The sequence below is a fragment of the Amycolatopsis xylanica genome, assembly GCF_900107045.1.
Lineage (GTDB): Bacteria > Actinomycetota > Actinomycetes > Mycobacteriales > Pseudonocardiaceae > Amycolatopsis > Amycolatopsis xylanica.
Genome location: NZ_FNON01000002.1, coordinates 919059 through 934370, shown reverse-complemented (window position 1 = coordinate 934370; position 15312 = coordinate 919059). Strand labels below are relative to the sequence as shown.

The 15312-nt window shown below is 68.6% G+C and carries 15 protein-coding genes; 5 read left to right on the top strand and 10 right to left on the bottom strand.

The window, feature by feature from the left end:
• The first annotated feature begins 89 nt into the window (after positions 1-89).
• Together BLV57_RS12280 and BLV57_RS12275 are read left to right on the top strand one after the other, a co-directional pair.
• Positions 90-755: an ABC transporter ATP-binding protein gene (locus BLV57_RS12280; RefSeq protein WP_425425983.1), complete on the top strand. Its 666-nt coding sequence runs from the start codon at positions 90-92 to the stop codon at positions 753-755.
• Positions 752-2989, top strand: coding sequence for an FtsX-like permease family protein (locus BLV57_RS12275; protein ID WP_091288758.1), 2238 nt, complete (start codon positions 752-754; stop codon positions 2987-2989). The genes BLV57_RS12280 and BLV57_RS12275 overlap by 4 nt, the downstream gene beginning before the upstream one ends.
• 87 nt (positions 2990-3076) lie before the next feature.
• Here BLV57_RS12275 and trmB read toward each other — a convergent pair whose 3' ends face one another.
• From trmB to BLV57_RS12245, 6 genes are all read right to left on the bottom strand, one after another.
• Complete coding sequence (trmB, locus tag BLV57_RS12270) at positions 3077-3784, bottom strand: tRNA (guanosine(46)-N7)-methyltransferase TrmB (protein ID WP_091288757.1); 708 nt, start codon at positions 3782-3784, stop codon at positions 3077-3079.
• A 20-nt stretch (positions 3785-3804) separates the two neighbouring features.
• Positions 3805-4299, bottom strand: a complete 495-nt coding sequence (locus BLV57_RS12265; RefSeq protein ID WP_176968573.1) for a hypothetical protein — start codon at positions 4297-4299, stop codon at positions 3805-3807.
• Between the two features lie 215 nt (positions 4300-4514).
• Positions 4515-5261 carry a hypothetical protein gene (locus BLV57_RS12260; protein ID WP_091288755.1) on the bottom strand — a complete coding sequence of 249 codons (747 nt, stop codon included), beginning with the start codon at positions 5259-5261 and terminating at the stop codon, positions 4515-4517.
• Positions 5258-6169 carry an ABC transporter ATP-binding protein gene (locus BLV57_RS12255; RefSeq protein ID WP_091288754.1) on the bottom strand — a complete coding sequence of 304 codons (912 nt, stop codon included), beginning with the start codon at positions 6167-6169 and terminating at the stop codon, positions 5258-5260. Before BLV57_RS12255 ends, BLV57_RS12260 begins: the two co-directional genes overlap by 4 nt.
• Before the next feature lie 140 nt (positions 6170-6309).
• Positions 6310-7077, bottom strand: coding sequence for an ABC transporter permease (locus tag BLV57_RS12250; protein WP_091288753.1), 768 nt, complete (start codon positions 7075-7077; stop codon positions 6310-6312).
• Between the two features lie 16 nt (positions 7078-7093).
• The gene (locus tag BLV57_RS12245; RefSeq protein WP_091288752.1) at positions 7094-8008 is read right to left on the bottom strand and encodes an ABC transporter ATP-binding protein; all 915 of its coding nucleotides are present in this window, start codon (positions 8006-8008) and stop codon (positions 7094-7096) included.
• A 247-nt stretch (positions 8009-8255) separates the two neighbouring features.
• Here BLV57_RS12245 and BLV57_RS12240 point away from each other — a divergent pair, with 247 nt between their 5' ends.
• Entirely contained in the window at positions 8256-8831 is a 576-nt protein-coding gene (locus tag BLV57_RS12240; protein WP_091288751.1) for a TetR/AcrR family transcriptional regulator, read from the top strand.
• The gene (locus tag BLV57_RS12235; RefSeq protein WP_091288750.1) at positions 8828-9706 is read left to right on the top strand and encodes an SDR family NAD(P)-dependent oxidoreductase; all 879 of its coding nucleotides are present in this window, start codon (positions 8828-8830) and stop codon (positions 9704-9706) included. Before BLV57_RS12240 ends, BLV57_RS12235 begins: the two co-directional genes overlap by 4 nt.
• Here BLV57_RS12235 and BLV57_RS12230 read toward each other — a convergent pair.
• The 4 genes from BLV57_RS12230 to BLV57_RS12215 form a co-directional block, all read right to left on the bottom strand.
• On the bottom strand, positions 9703-10554 hold the full coding sequence (locus BLV57_RS12230; protein ID WP_091288749.1) for a hypothetical protein: 852 nt from the start codon (positions 10552-10554) through the stop codon (positions 9703-9705). The genes BLV57_RS12235 and BLV57_RS12230 overlap by 4 nt on opposite strands.
• A 27-nt stretch (positions 10555-10581) precedes the next feature.
• Positions 10582-11685, bottom strand: coding sequence for a hypothetical protein (locus tag BLV57_RS12225; RefSeq protein WP_143047037.1), 1104 nt, complete (start codon positions 11683-11685; stop codon positions 10582-10584).
• Positions 11686-11795: 110 nt separating this feature from the next.
• Positions 11796-12452, bottom strand: a complete 657-nt coding sequence (locus BLV57_RS12220; RefSeq protein ID WP_091288747.1) for a response regulator — start codon at positions 12450-12452, stop codon at positions 11796-11798.
• Positions 12449-13609 carry a sensor histidine kinase gene (locus tag BLV57_RS12215; protein WP_425425987.1) on the bottom strand — a complete coding sequence of 387 codons (1161 nt, stop codon included), beginning with the start codon at positions 13607-13609 and terminating at the stop codon, positions 12449-12451. The genes BLV57_RS12220 and BLV57_RS12215 overlap by 4 nt, the downstream gene beginning before the upstream one ends.
• Before the next feature lie 174 nt (positions 13610-13783).
• On the opposite strand from BLV57_RS12215, the gene BLV57_RS12210 reads away from it, so the two are divergent.
• The gene (locus tag BLV57_RS12210; RefSeq protein WP_245757306.1) at positions 13784-15301 is read left to right on the top strand and encodes a dynamin family protein; all 1518 of its coding nucleotides are present in this window, start codon (positions 13784-13786) and stop codon (positions 15299-15301) included.
• Positions 15302-15312 lie beyond the last annotated feature (11 nt).

Sequence of the window (15312 nt, the reverse complement as noted above, 5' to 3'; positions counted from 1 at the left end):
CTTCGAGAGGCTTTCGCCAGTCAGTTTCCGCACCAAGCGAGGAGAACGTGGTGGAGCCACAAAGTCCTTTTCGGACGGACAGTGCGCCGGTGCTTTCCGGACGTGGGCTGGTGAAGCGGTACGGCGACCAGCACGCGCTCGCCGGTATCGACATCGACATCGCACCGGGCGACGCGGTCGCCATCGTCGGCCCGTCCGGCTCGGGCAAGACCTCTCTGCTGCACGTGCTCGCGGGCATCATCAAGGCCGACGCGGGCGAGATCTACCTTGCCGGCCAACGGATCGACCAGCTCGGTGAGAAGAAGCGCAGTGAATTGCGGCGCAGTGAGTTCGGCTTCGTCTTCCAGTCCGGCATGCTCGTTTCCGAGCTGACCGCCGAAGAGAACGTGGCGCTGCCGAGGCTGCTCGGCGGAACCTCGCGCAAGGAGGCCATTTCCGGCGCCAGGGAATGGCTCACCCGATTGGGGCTGCGCGGCAAGGAAGGCCGCCGCCCCGGTGAGCTCTCCGGCGGCGAGGCGCAGCGCGTCGCCATCGCCCGCGCGCTGACGCACCGGCCGAAGGTGATCTTCGCCGACGAGCCGACCGGCGCGCTCGACACCCGCACCGGCCGCGCCACCATGGACGCGCTGCTCGTCGCCGCCGCCGACTCGGGCGCCGCGGTCATCGTCGTCACGCACGACCGCGAGATCGCCGAGTCGATGCCGCGCACCGTCGCCATCAGGGACGGCCTGATCGCCACGAGGGTCCCGGCATGAATTCGTTCCAACTCGCGATGCGCGTGCTGCGCGTCGACCGCCGCACCAGGACGTCCGCGATCCTCACCGCGGTCGGTGTCGCCATCGCGACGGCGCTGGTGCTCCTGCTGGTGGCCCTCCCTTTCGCGACGAAGGCCCGCGACACCCGTGCGGTCTGGCAGGAGAAGGACTACGGCTCGGCGAGCACGACCGAGGGGCACCTGCTGTTCGCGAAGAGCGTCGACTACGTCAACGGCAAGAAGTTCGTGCGTGTGGACGTAGCGCTCAAAGACGGCTGGACCACTGTCGACCTTCCGCCAGGTGTGCCCAAGTTCCCCGCGCCGGGCGAGACGATCGTTTCGCCGGGACTGGGCAGGCTGATCCACGACCTGCCGCTGTCCCAGCTGGGTGACCGCTTCGGCCCGCAGCTGGCCGGCGCGCTCGGCGACGAGGCGCTGCGCTTCCCGGAACAGCTCGTCGCGCTGGTCGGGCACACGCCGGACACCATGCCGAAGTCGGCGACCGCGGTGGCGGGTTTCAAGCACGGCGCGGCGTCGGCCGACCCGATGCTGACCCTGCTCGCCGGTGTCGGCGTGATCGTGCTGATGGTGCCGAGCCTGGTGCTGGTCGGTTCGTCCACCCGGCTGACCGCGGCCAGGCGTGAGCAGCGGCTCGCGGCCTTCCGGCTGGCTGGCGCCACACCGGGCCAGGTCACCAAGATCGTCGCGGCCGAGATGGCGTTGTCCGCGCTCGGCGGTGCCGCGCTCGGCCTGCTGCTCAGTCCCGCCTTGCATGGACTCGCGACCTTCGTGCCCTGGGATGGCGGAACCTGGCAGGCGAGCGACTTCAGCCTGCCGATCGGGGTGACCGTGGCCTTGATCGCGGGCCTGGTCTCGCTGGTGCTGCTGGCCGCCGTGATCAGCATGCGCCGGGTGCTGTCGACACCGATCGGCGCGGCCGCCTCACACGCTCGCAAACCATTGCACTGGTGGCGTTTGCTCGCGCTGCCCGCGGCGGGCGCGGTCTTCCTGATCGCCATCATCACGGCGAAGGACGCGGGCGGCCCGGAGTTCATCTTCCTCGGACTGGCCTTGCTGGTCGGCTCGGCGGCTCTGGTCGGGCCATGGGTCACCTCCGGGGTCGGCGGGACGTTCGTGCGGGGCTGGCGCAAACCGTCGAGCCTGCTCGCCGGGCGGCGGCTGCGTGACGATCCGAAGGGCGCGTATCGGGCATCCGCAGGGGTGGTGCTCGCCGTGTTCACCGGATCGATGGCGCTGACGCTGCTGCCGAGCTTCGAGTCGCTGGCAGGCGGCGGGCGGTCGTTCCAGGACTCGGTGCTCTACGTCGACGTGAACCCGGACGAGGCCTCGCAGATCGTCGAGAAGACCAACGCCGCGCTGGTGAAATACGGCCAGTCCGAACGTGCGGTCGCGGTGCCGCTGGTTTACGTGGCCACCGCGGACGGCACGAAGCGGTCCGCGCTCGTGATCGAGTGCGCCCGGATCGAGGAGCTCACCCGGTTCAAGGTGCAGGGCGGCTGCGACGGTTCCGCGGGCCTGTTCAGCACTTATCCGGCGAAGGTCGAGAACGCCAAGGTCTCGGGCGACCCGGAGAAGCAGGGCGTGCCGTTCGCGGCAGCTGCGACGGCCAAGACGGTGACCGCCACCGACACCAACATGTGGCAGTCGCTGATCATCGACCCGGCTCTCGTGCCGAAGGACCTGCCGCTCGGTCAGTACTCGCAGGTCACGGTCGCGGTGCCGGGAACGGGCAACCGCGAGGTCGTCCGCACGGCGCTGGCGGGCGCCGCTGGTGGCACGCAGGTGGACAGCCGTGAGGGCAAGCTCGACCGGCAGCAGACCGAGCTCGACGACCTGCGCCGGGTGACCGTGATCGGCCTGATCGTGGCCGCGATGCTGGCCGGTGCCAGTGCCGCGGTGGCCACCGCCGGCTCGGTGATGGACCGCAGGCGCACCTTCGGCGCGCTCATCGCGGCGGGCACCCCCGTCAGTGTCCTGTCGAGGGCGCTGCGGATGGAGGCCGCGCTGCCTGCCATGGTCGCGACGATCGGCGCCGGGGTGATCGGCACGCTCGTCGGGGTCGGGCTGTTCAGCCTGGCCAATGAGGGACCGGTGGTGCTGAGCCCGTGGCTCGCCGCACCCATCGTGCTGGGCGTCGGGGTCGCCCTGCTCGCCGCTTCGGTCTGCACGCCCGCGCTCAAGCGGGTCCGCGCGGAACCGCTGGCGGACGAGTAACCGCCGGGGTTCACCTTCTCGTCGGGGGGAGGGTGAACCCCGGGATATAGCGGGCTTTATCCCACTTGGGTGGTGGGATAAAGCCCGCTATTTCTTTTCGAAGATCAAGTCGTGGCACTCCCGGCCCTCGTCGTGGGCGCGGTTCTCGAACTTGGTGATCGGGCGCCATTCGGGCCTCGGGGCCCAGCCGCCGGGCTCGTCGGCGTACCGGTTCCGCAGCGCGGGCTCGCCGTTGGCCACTTCGAGCATCTGCTCGGCGTAGTGCTCCCAGTCGGTCGCCATGTGGACGGTGCCACCCGGCTCGAGCCGCGAGGCCACCAGCGCGAGGAACTCGGGCTGGATCAGGCGGCGCTTGTGGTGCTTCTTCTTCGGCCACGGGTCGGGGAAGAAGATCCGCACGCCGGACAGCGAATCCGGGGCGACGTGGTTCGTCAGCAGCACGACGGCGTCGCCGTTGATCAGCCTGAGGTTCTCGATGCCGAGGTTCTCCGCGCGCAGCATCAGCTGGCCCAAACCGGCTTCGTAGACCTCGGCGGCCACGTAGTTGAGTTCCGGAGCGGCGGCCGCGAGCTGAGACGTCGTCTCGCCCATGCCGGACCCGATCTCCAGCAGCACTGGCGCTTGACGACCGAACCAGGCGTCGAAATCGACGGGACCCGGTTCCAGGTCACGGACCTTGCGGCCGAGTTTCGGCCAGTGCTGCTCCCATGCGCGCTGCTGCCCGACGGTCATCCGGCCGCCGCGCTGCACATAGCTGACCACGCTGCGCAGGCGTGGCTGCCCTTCGTTCTTCACCCGACCAACCTAACGGCTGGTCAGCGGACTGCTTCGAACTCCCCCAGCCGCGAGCGAAGGCCACCGGGCCCTCGTACCGCGATCGGTTGCGGGGTACTGCCGCTGTGCGCGGGCAATACGTCGATCCAGCCGTCGTGCCGATCGGTGTTCAACACGGTGGTGGGCACGGTGTGCCCCGACTTGCCGTTCTCGGACGGCATGAATTCCCAATAACCGGATTCACCGTCCGCGGCCCACGGCACGAATTCCCAGCCGGGCCTGCGCATCAGCAACTGCGCGATGCGGTCTTCGATGCGAAACCCGATTTCGCGGGATTCCAGGCGGCCTTCGGCCACCGCGCGCAACCACCACGGCGCGGGCACCGGGCCGTGGCCGAGGCTCGAAGCGCGGAAAAGCGCGATCACATGGTCCTCGGGTGCGCGGTGCACCCAGGCGCGCCGGATTTCCGACGGCATCGTCGCGGTTGACGCGACGCGGGGAAGTTCGATGGCTTGCGACCACTCGAGGCCGAGCATCGGCTCCAAGCGAGGGGCGGGAACAGCTCTCTCAACACCTTGGCCGGCATCCACCGTCAAAGGTCACCTCCGTAGTGGAAACTGTGACGGGACACTTTGAATAATGCCTGGTAGAACGCCTGACTTCTCGCCCTGTGACTGATCGCACAGGGTTTTAACGTGGTCTTAATCCATCAGGGTGCGATAGAGGACACAGCGTGTCGAGTTGATCTATTTCAGACGTCTTTTCGCTTGTTCAAAAACACGCCGGCCGCGAAGACCGCCAGGCAGATGGCGGCGAAATAAGCGCCGTAGGCCACTGCATTCATTGGCAAGTTGCCAATACGCAATTGCGAGTTCGTCAGGTCACCGCCGATGAACTGCTGGGCGGCGAAGAACGGCATCCACTTGTAGATGGCGGGCCCGACGGTCGGGATCAGCATGATCAGGCCTTCGAGCAGCTGGGTCCACACCAGCACCACGGCGAGCGCGGCGGCCGTGTTGCGCAGCAGCAGTCCGGCGCCGACGCCGAGCAGCGCGGTGAGCGCGAAGATCAGGGCCTGGCCCGCGACGGCGCGCCAGTCGGCCACGGTGTGCAGCGCGAGGTCGGCGTCCGGCTTGAGCAGCACGCCGACCAGCCAGCAGCCGAAGCCGACCACCAGGCCGACGACGGCGCTCCAGATGGCGATGACGAGGCCCTTGGCGAGCAGCGCCGGCGTCCGGCTCGGCACGGCTTGGAAGGTCAGCCGCATGGTGCCCCAGTTGTACTCGCTCGCCGCCGCGATCACCGCGAGCACGAGCATGACCGTGCGCCCGAAGGAGGCGGTGACCTGCGTGTTCGACACCGTCGCCTGGATCTCCGGGCCACCGAGGCCGAAGAACGCGACAGAGAAGCCGAGCGCGGCGACCACCGCGATGCCGGTGCAGACCCAGGGCGCCCTGGTGCTGGTGAGCTTGATGCGTTCCGCGGTCAGCGCGCTCATCGGGTGGCCTCCGTGGCGTGATACTCGACCGCTTCGCCGGTCAGTTGCAGGAACGCCGTCTCGAGCGAGCCGCGTGCCGGGCTGAGTTCGTGCAGGGTCGCGCCCGCGCGGAACGCGAGCTCGCCGATCGCGTCACTGTCCATATCGGACACCAGCAGCGCGCCGCCCTCCTCGCGGAAGTTCGCGCCACGCGCGGTCAGCGCCTCGCGCAGTTCCGGCAGGTGCGGGCTGCGCACGCGCACGGCGTTGTCGGTCGCGCGTGCGATGAACTCCTCGGTGGTGCCCTGGTAGATCAGCTTGCCCTTGCCGATCACGACCAGGTCCTGCGCGGTCTGCGCCATCTCCGGCAGCAGGTGGCTGGAGACGAAGATCGTGCGGCCCTCGGCGGCGAGCGCGTGCATCAGCTGCCGGATCCAGGCGATGCCCTCGGGGTCGAGCCCGTTGACCGGCTCGTCGAACAGCAGCACACGCGGGTCGCCGAGCAGCGCGCCCGCGATGCCGAGGCGTTGCAGCATGCCGAGCGAGTACTGGCCCGCCCGCTTCTTGGCGACCGAGGTGAGGCCGACCATGGCGAGCACCTCGTCGACCCGCTTGACCGGCAAGTCGTTGGTCGCGGCCAGCCAGCGCAGATGATCGCGCGCGGTGCGCCCCGGATGCCTGGCCGAGGCGTCGAGCAGGGCGCCGACCGTCCGCAAAGGATGGTCGAGCTCGCGGTACGGCCTGCCGTCGATCTCGACGTGGCCTTCGCTGGGGGCGTCCACCCCCAGGATCATCCGCATGGTGGTGGACTTCCCTGCCCCGTTCGGGCCCAGGAAGCCGGTCACCCGGCCGGGGCTCACCGTGAACGAGAGGTCGTCCACCGCGAGCACGTCGCCGTAGCGCTTGGTCAGCCTTGCCGCCTCGATCATCCGAACCTCCGCCTTCCATACTGCCAGCGGAAAACGGGAAAGGTCCGGGTCGCCCCCCGATCGGCGACCCGGACCTTTTCCCCTACCCCACCCCGGCGGCACTTCCCCAAGTGCGATGCCGGGTTTTCCCCTGTGGTGTCTTACGCGTCGCGCCGCTTGGCGACGACGATCGAGATGGTCAGCAGCACCAGCGCGATCCCGGCGAAGTACGCCAGCGCCCAGCCGGGGCTCAGCGGCGAGTCCGACAGCGGCGGGCCCATTTCCCCACCCCGGCTGCCGTTCGACTCACCGGTGCCGGTGAGGAACTTGTGCGCCACGTTGAACGGCATCCACTCGTGGATCTTGTTGCCGACCTTGGGGATCAGCGGGACCAGCTGCTCCACCGCGAGGTTGTAGATCAGCACCAGCGAGATGGCGCCGGCACTGTGGCGGATCAGGATGCCGACCGACAGCGCGATCACCGCGGCGATGGCGTACACCACGCCGATGCCCGCGACGTTGATCCAGTCGGCCGTGCTGTTCAGCGCGAGGTCGCCGCTCGGCTTGAGCAGCTTCGCCAGTCCCCAGGAGCCGAACCCGGCGAGCTCACCGATGACGAAGGCGAGTCCGCCGACCACGCCGGCCTTGGCGAGCAGTGCAGCGCCGCGGTTCGGCACCGCCTGGAAGGTGGTCTTGATCGTGTTGAAGCGGTATTCGGTGGTGACCGCCAGCGCGGCGAGCACCACGATCACGGCCATGCCGAAGGTGTAGCCGAATTCGGCGCTGGAGACGGTGATGAGCTCACCGGTGTCCGCGGTGCCGGTGATGAGCGCGGAGAAGCCGATGGTGACGGCCAGCGCGGCCAGCGCGCACCACCACGGCGAGCGAGTGGTGAACAGTTTGATGCGTTCTACAGCGAGCAGAGTCATGGGTTCGTCTTTCCCGTCACGCGACGTTTTCGAGGCCGGTGTGGTACTCGACGGAGTCACCGGTGATCTGCATGAAGGCCTGCTCCAGCGAGCCGGTCTGCGGGCTCAGCTCGTGCAGCACGAGTCCGTTGTTCGCGGCCAGCTCGCCGATCTTCGCACTGTCCAAACCGGACACGATGAGCGCGGACGGCTCGTCCACAATGGACGCACTGGCGCCTGCGAGCGCCTGGCGCAGCTGCGGGAGCTGCGGCGAGCGCACCTTGACGGTGTTCTCCGACGCGCGGGCGACGAATTCCTCGGTCGAGCTCTGCGAGATCAGCTGCCCCTTGCCGATCACGATCAGCTGAGACGCGGTCAGCGCCATCTCCGAGAGCAGGTGGCTCGAAACGAAGACCGTGCGGCCTTCGTCCGCCAAGCGGTGCATGAACTTGCGGATCCAGAGGATGCCCTCCGGGTCGAGGCCGTTCACCGGCTCGTCGAACAGCAGCACCTCCGGGTCGCCCAGCAGCGCCGCGGCGATCCCCAGCCGCTGCGACATGCCGAGGGAGAACCCGCCGGCGCGCTTGTTCGCGACCGCGCTGAGGCCGACCGTCTCGAGCACCTCGTCGACGCGGCGGGCCGGGATCTTGTTCGACTTCGCCATCCACATCAGGTGGGCGCGCGCCGAGCGGTTGGGGTGCACCCATTTCGCGTCGAGCAGCGCGCCGACCGAGCGCAGCGGGTGCTTGAGTTCGTGGTAGAGCTTGCCGCCGATGCGGACCTGACCCGAGGTGGGGTTGTCCAGCCCCAGGATCATCCGCATGGTGGTCGACTTCCCGGCGCCGTTGGGGCCGAGAAACCCGGTCACTTCACCGGCCGGGACGCTGAACGACAGGTTGTTGACCGCCAGCGTCTTGCCGTATCGCTTGGTGAGGCCCACTGCCTCGATCATGTCTTCTCCTCCGATGCGGCTGAACCGCTTTAAAGGCGTTAGTCCCGCGTCGCCCTCGTCGTCCCCCGACTGAAAACAGTTTGTCGGACCGAGCCATCCCGTCGCGTCATCCTGGAGACCGAACCTCGTACCCGACCTGAGACGTAGCTTGGCCGGGTTCGCGGGCGGGCGCGATCGGGAATGACCCTGAGTCGACCCTGAATAGACCCTTGTTGCCGCCGTTAATGAACCGTGGTTCAATAACGGCATGGTCCGGCCGCGCAGCATCAGTGACGAACGTCTGCTGACCGCCGCGTCGACCGTGACCGGGCGGCACGGGCCGGGATTCACCCTGGCCCAGGTCGCCGCGGAGGCCGGCGTGGCGGTCGGCTCGGTGGCGAAACGGTTCGGTTCGAAGGACGGTCTGCTCCAGGCGTTGTGCGTCGAAGCGACACGCAGCGCGGTCGAGTCGATGCGCACGGCGAGCGCCGGGGCGGGTAGTCCTTTGGATGGACTACGGGCGGCGGCGGTGAGCGTCTACGTCGGTCTCGGCGACGCGGAAACGGCCGCGAACCACCTCGGCCTGCTGGGCATGGACATCGTCGACCCGGTCCGCCGCGCATTGCTCGGCGAGCACTTCACCGCGGTCGAGACCGAACTGCGCCGCCTGGTGCGCCTGGCGCTGAAGGAACTACCCGGCGCGCCCGGCCCCGCGCGGGCCGCGCGCACGCTGCTGGACGTGATCAACGGAGTGTCGATCGACTGGTCCATCCGGCCGAAGGGAAAGCTGGCCGACCGGTTGGAGCAGGACATCGACGCGGTACTGATGGGGTGGATGAAATGAACAAGGTCGCACTGGTCACCGGCTCGACGCGTGGTTGCGGCCGCGCGATCGCCGTCGAACTCGGCCGTCTCGGCATGACGGTCTTCGTCACCGGCCGCACGACCCGCACCGAGAAATCCCCGCTCAACCGGCCCGAAACCATCGAAGACACGGCCGACCTGGTCGACGCGGCAGGCGGCCGCGGCATCCCGGTCCGCTGCGACTTCACCTCGGTGTCCGATGTGGACGCGCTGCGCGAGCGCATCGAGTCCGAAGTAGACGGTCAGCTCGACATCCTGGTGAACGACGTCTGGGGTGGCGACCACATGGCCCAGATGTGGACCCCGTTCTGGGAGTCCGATTTGGACATGGCGCTCAACCTGGTGCACAACTCACTCGACACCCACCTGATCGCCCTGCACCGCATGCTTCCCCTCATCCTGCGCAAGAAGGGCGGCATCGTCATCGAGGTCACGGACGGCGACGTCGACGACTACGTCGGAGCCGGCGTCCCGTATCACCTGGTCAAGTGCGGAATCCGCGCACTCGGCCGTTCACTCGGCGTCCTGCTCGGCGAGCAGGGTTGCGTCGGCATGGCCGTCACGCCGGGCTTCCTCCGCTCGGAGGCCATGCTCGACCATTTCCAGGTCACCGAAGAGAACTGGCGCGACGCCCCCGGCAAGACCGCGCCCGCCGACTTCGAGTGGTCCGAGACCCCGACCTACCTCGGACGCGGCGTCGCCGCCCTCGTCCAGGACCCCGACATCGCCCGGTACGCGGGCAAGACGGTCGCCTCGTGGACGCTGATGCACGAATACGGCTTCACCGACGTCGACGGCACCCGCCCCGACTTCGGCGCCGTCCTCGCCGGCCGCAAGGAACAAGCCCGCCTCTAGACGTGGGGCAGCACCCCGATGTATGCGGGTACCAGCGCGCGGATTCTCGTCTCCGGCACGGTGCCCGCCAAAGCCTCGACGGCCAAGCGGACTCCCGGAGTATTCGTACCGCCGAACTGCCGTCGCAGGTACTGAAGGCCGGTCGCGGTCACGTCGCCGACTCGGGGATCGGCAAGCAGCGTTCCGAAGTTCGCGGCGACGTCCGCCGGTTTGGTGCCTGCCATCAGCCGGTAGACGTCGCCCGCGTCCTTCGCGGAAAGGCGATCGGGCCTGGTCGCCTGATCATCGAAGCGATCTTTGAGCTTGTGCGCTTTCGCTACGAAGAGAGAGGCCGGACCCGCTACGTGCACGGTCATCGAGCGGTCATCCCCGGTTTCGAGCGAGGTGATCGTCAGCGGGGACCGGTCGACGACGGCCGTTTCCAGTCCTGGCACCTTTCGAGCGCTCATCTTGTCGTGAGGCCTGAGCCGGGCGCCGCGACCGCCCGCGGCGAGCGTGCTGCCGACCAGCAGATCCAGTTCGACCCGAGTCTCGATGCCATCGACGATCTCCGGTCGTGACCACAGGCCCGGCTGGTTGCCCGCGATGAGTTCGAATCCGGCCAGGCGAAGCGCTTCTTCCAGCAACGGCTCGTCGACCAGCCGTTCGGGATCGAGCGCCAAGTCGCCATCGGAGGTGTACGCACCAGACGCGAGTTCGATATGCGACGTACGCAGGTGAACCGCTTGCGCGCCGACCACGGTGATCGCGCCGAGATGGGCTTTGAGTGCACAGAGCCCATCGAGCAGCACGCGCCGAGCGACGACCGTCAGATGTTCGGCGCCGATGCCTTCGGGTCTTCTGGACACTCAGAACAGCCTAGTGGACTAGGCCTGTCATCGATCGGGTGACATCCACGGTCGCCGCCATTCCGCTTCGCTCTCGACCAGCCGCTCAAGCACTGCCTCCGCTTCGGCGGGCATACGGCCGGGACCGGCGAGCCCATCGAGAACCAGTTGCGTCAACGCGACGTGGGTGATGCCGTCGATCACCCTTGTTCGCTCGAAGACCACGTCGTCGTGCGCGCGCAGGAGAAGAACATCGGCGTTCTCGTCGACCCGCAGCAAACCGAGTTCGTCCACCCACGCGTCCACGTCGTCGACGTAGGCCATCAGCTGCCCGCCTGTCGTGAGCGGTGCGACCGCGCGCGCGGCGAACGGACCGGTGATCGCGATGCGGTGCCGCGACGAGGTCCGGATCTTCTCCAGCACGGCGTCGATGCCCTGTGGCGCGACCAATCCGGTGGGCGCGTTGTGCTTCAGCAGGTCGTAGCTCCGTGCCCGTGCGCGGAGCAATTCGGGCCAGTCGACCTCGGCCACAGTCCGGCCGTCACGTCGGACGAGGAGTTCGCTCTCCAGCTGGCCGAGCAGCTTCGACACCCAAGGAGCGCCTACCGCCGCGGCTTCCGCTATCTGTTTTCCCTGATAAGGCGGTGCGAAGTCGGCTAAAAAGCGCACGACCCGGCCCGCACGCGAGCCCTTCAGTGTGACGTTTCTGGCCTGCGTAACCGGCTTGTTCGGAGCCTTGTCGGCGCCGTGCGTGAGAAGGCGTATCGCCGGGCGCGACACCGAAAGCTCGGCGTTGCCAGTGAGATCGAGGTAGCCGATTCCCTTGTCGGTCAAGACCTGCCGAGTTCGGGGGCTCAACCACGACGACAACACCAGCAGTGGTGTCTGAGCCTGTGTTCGACGTAGAACGCCTGCCACGGGTGCGAGGTGTGCGAGCGCGTCGCGGGGAGTGAGGTTCTCCCGTACTTGGACCAGCAGCTCGACGCGCGGATCGCCGCTGCCGGGAGGCGCGATCCGGACGTGGGCATCGAACGCGTCGTCAGCGGCTTTGATGTCGGTAACGGAGGGCAGCTCTAGCGTCCACTGCTCGCCCAGCAGTAGCTGCAGAGCGTGAATGCCCTGCTCAAGCACCTTGGTCTCACCAGTCTCCACCAGACGATGGTGACACAGGCAAGTTCTCTCAACAAGAAAAATTTCCCGAATACGCTAATTTCCCCGAGTGGGAAACTATCATTTTCGGGAAATTCCAGTCCGCAGGCCGGTCAGGTCAGGCCGGGTCGCGCGAGGCCGGTTTCGTAGGCCAGTACGACGGCCTGCACCCGGTCCCGCAGTTCCAGCTTCGAGAGGATCCGCCCGACGTGGGTCTTCACGGTCGCCTCCGAGAGGAACAGCGACTCCGCGATCTCCACGTTCGACATGCCCTTCGCGATCAGCACGAAGACCTCGCGCTCGCGGTCGGTCAGCACGTCGAGCACGGCCACGTCCCGCATCGCGCTGCTCGCCGTGCCGACGAACCGGTCCAGCAGGCGCCGGGTCACGCTCGGCGAGACGACCGCGTCGCCCGCCGCGACCGCGCGCAGTGCCGACACGAGGTGTGAGGGCTGGGTGTCCTTGAGCAGGAAGCCGCTGGCGCCGCCCTGGAGTGCCGAGTACACGTACTCGTCCAGGTCGAACGTGGTCATCACGAGCACGCGGGCCGTGCCCGCTGCGACGATCGCCTTGGTCGCTTCGACGCCGTCGAGCACCGGCATGCGGACGTCCATCAGTACCACGTCGGGCCGGAGCTGCTCGGCGAGCTTGATCGCCTGGGCGCCGTCGCCGGCCTCGCCGACGACGTCGATGTCCTCCTGCGCGCCGAGCACCATCCGGAAGCCGACCCGCATCAGTTCCTGGTCGTCGACGACCACCACCTTGATCACGACGTCAACCTAACGGGCAGCTTGGCGAACACGCGCCAGCCACCGCCCGGCGCCGGGCCGACGTCGAGGGTGCCGCCGAAGACGTGGGCGCGCTCGCGCATGCCGATCAGGCCGTTGCCGCCGCCGGTCACCGGCCGTCCGCCGACCGGCGCGAGTACGCCCGCGCCGTCGTCGGTGACTTCGACCGTCACCAGGTCTCCTTTTCGTTCGACCTTCACGCACGCCCGTGCGCCACGGCCGGCGTGCTTCAAGGCGTTGGTCAATGACTCCTGCACGATGCGGTACACCCCGAGCGAGATGCCCGCCGGCAGTTCGCCGAGCTCACCGAGCTCCATGTCGACCGGCAGTCCGGACGCGCGGACGCGCTCGGTCAGCTCGACCAGCGCCTCGGCGTTGGGCTGCGGGACGCGGGGTTCGGCGTCGCCGTCCTCGTTGCGCAGCACGTCCAGCAGCCGCCGCAGCTCGGCGAGCGCGCCGCGGCCGGTGTCGGAGATCGTGGCGAGCGCGCGGCCCGCCAGCTCGGGGTTGGACTTGATCGCGTACGAAGCGCCGTCGGCCTGCACGACCATCACGCTCACCGCGTGCGCGACGACGTCGTGCAGCTCGCGGGCGATACGGCCGCGCTCCTCGCCGACGGCCAGCTTGGTCGCCTGGTCTCGTTCGTTCTCCAGCAGATGCAACCGAGCCTCCACTTCTCGCTGGTAGGCGTGCCGCGCGCCGACGAACTCGCCGAGCACCCAGCACAGCGCCAGGCAGACCGCGATCACGAAGGCCCAGATGCCCTTGTCCGGCATCGGTTCCAGCGCCAGCTGCACCCCGCTGACCAGCACGACCGCCGCCACGTACAGCGCGCCGTGCCGTCGCCCCGTGTAGACCAGCACCGAGTAGACGGCGATGCCCGTGCCGAACGAACTGCCGATGCCGATCCCGATGAGCGAGTCCGGGATGCTCAGCAGCAGCACCGCGTACGCCGAGGCGAGCGGGTACTTGCGCCGGAACACCAGCGGGGCCACCGCGATGATCGACATCGGTACGGCCAGGTACGGGTGCAGGACCGTCGGGTCCTCCGAAGTCACGTCGATGGCCAGTATCGGTAACGTCATGACGCTGAGCAGCACCGCGATCAAGGAGTCGCCCACCATCGGGCGAGCTCGCATCCAGAGGCTCAGTCGTCGCACTCCACCACAGTAGGTCGCGGACCGGCTCCCGCGCGTCGCCCGCCGGTAGCACCCTCGGTGCGACCGCAGGATGACCTCTAGGATTCCCCCAACAGAACAAGTAGGGGGCGGATCGTGACGGCACCGGAGGGGCGGCTGGCCGGACCGCTGTCGATGTCTGTCGCCAACCTCTGCCACCGGCTGCAGCCCCAAGTCTCCGCGCGCACCGCCGCCGGCTTCGCCGAAGTGCTCCGGCGGCTCGGCGCGCCGCTGCAGGTCGCCGTCGCCGGTCGCATCAAGTCCGGTAAGTCCACGCTGGTCAACGCGCTGATCGGGCGCCGGGTCGCGCCGACCGACGTCGGCGAGTGCACCCGGCTGGTCACCCGGTTCCAGTACGGCACGGTCGACCGGGTCGAGGTCGTCTTCACCGACGGCCGCAAGCAGGTGCTGCCGTTCGCCGCCGACGGCGCCATCCCCGCCGAGCTGGGCGTCAACATCGAGGAGGTCTCGCATATCGAGGCCTACCTGACCAACGCCGTGCTCCAGGGCATGACCGTGATCGACACGCCGGGTCTCGGCTCGCTCGACGCCGCGTCGGTCTCGCGCACCGAGGAGCTGCTCGGCGCCGCGAAGCACCGCAAGGACGATGACGACGAGGAAGGCTCGGACGACCTCGACGACACCTCGCGCAACGCGGTCGCGGGCGCCGAGGCCGTCCTGTACGTGGTGACCCAGGGCGTCCGCGCCGACGACCAGCAGGCGCTGGCCGCGTTCACCGCCGCCACCGCGAGCCGAGAGGCCGGTCCGGTCAACGCGATCGCGGTGCTCAACAAGGCCGACACCATCGCGCCCGAGTCGGTCTCCGGCGCCGACGGCGACGTCTGGAAGGCCGCGACCATGCTCGCGGAGAAGCAGGCCGCGACGCTCAAGCCCCGCGTCGCCGACGTGCTCCCGGTGATCGGCCTGCTCGCCGAGTCGGCCGAGTCCGGCGGCTTCACCTCCGCCGACGCCGAAGCGCTGCGCCAGCTCTCCGCGCTGGACGACGACATCCTCGAGACCATGCTGATCTCGGCCGACATCTTCACCAGCTGGGAGTGCGACGTCCCGTCCGGCACCCGGCTGCGGCTGCTGGAGAAGCTGGACCTGTTCGGCATCCGGCACGCCGTCGAGGCGATACGCAAGGAACCGGAGATCACCGCGGGCGCGTTGCGGCGCAGCCTGCTCGACGCCTCCGGCCTCGCCGCCGTCCGCCACCGGCTCAACCTGGTCTTCGCCGCGCGCGCCGACGGCATCAAGGCGGCCGCCGCGCTGGCCTCGGTCACCGCGCTCGCGCACGCGTCCGGTGACCCCGGCGACCGCCAGCGCGTGCACGACGCCATCGAGGTGCTGCTCGCCAAGCCGGAAGCCCACCAGCTGCGCCTGCTCGAAGCGCTGACGCTGGTCGCGTCCGGCGCCGTCGACATGCCGGAAGACCTGTCCGAAGAGGTGCTGCGCGTCGGCAGCAACGCCGACATCGGCGCACAGCTCGGCATGCCGGGCAGCTCACGCCAGGAGCTCGCGCCGTTCGCGCTGGAACGCGCGGGCTGGTGGCGTTCGTTCGCCTCGTTCGGCGCGACGCCGGCGCAGAGCCGGGTCGCGCATGTCGTGCACCGGGCATATTTCCTGATTTGGCAACAACTTCGCGAGGCCTGAAGTCGCTATCC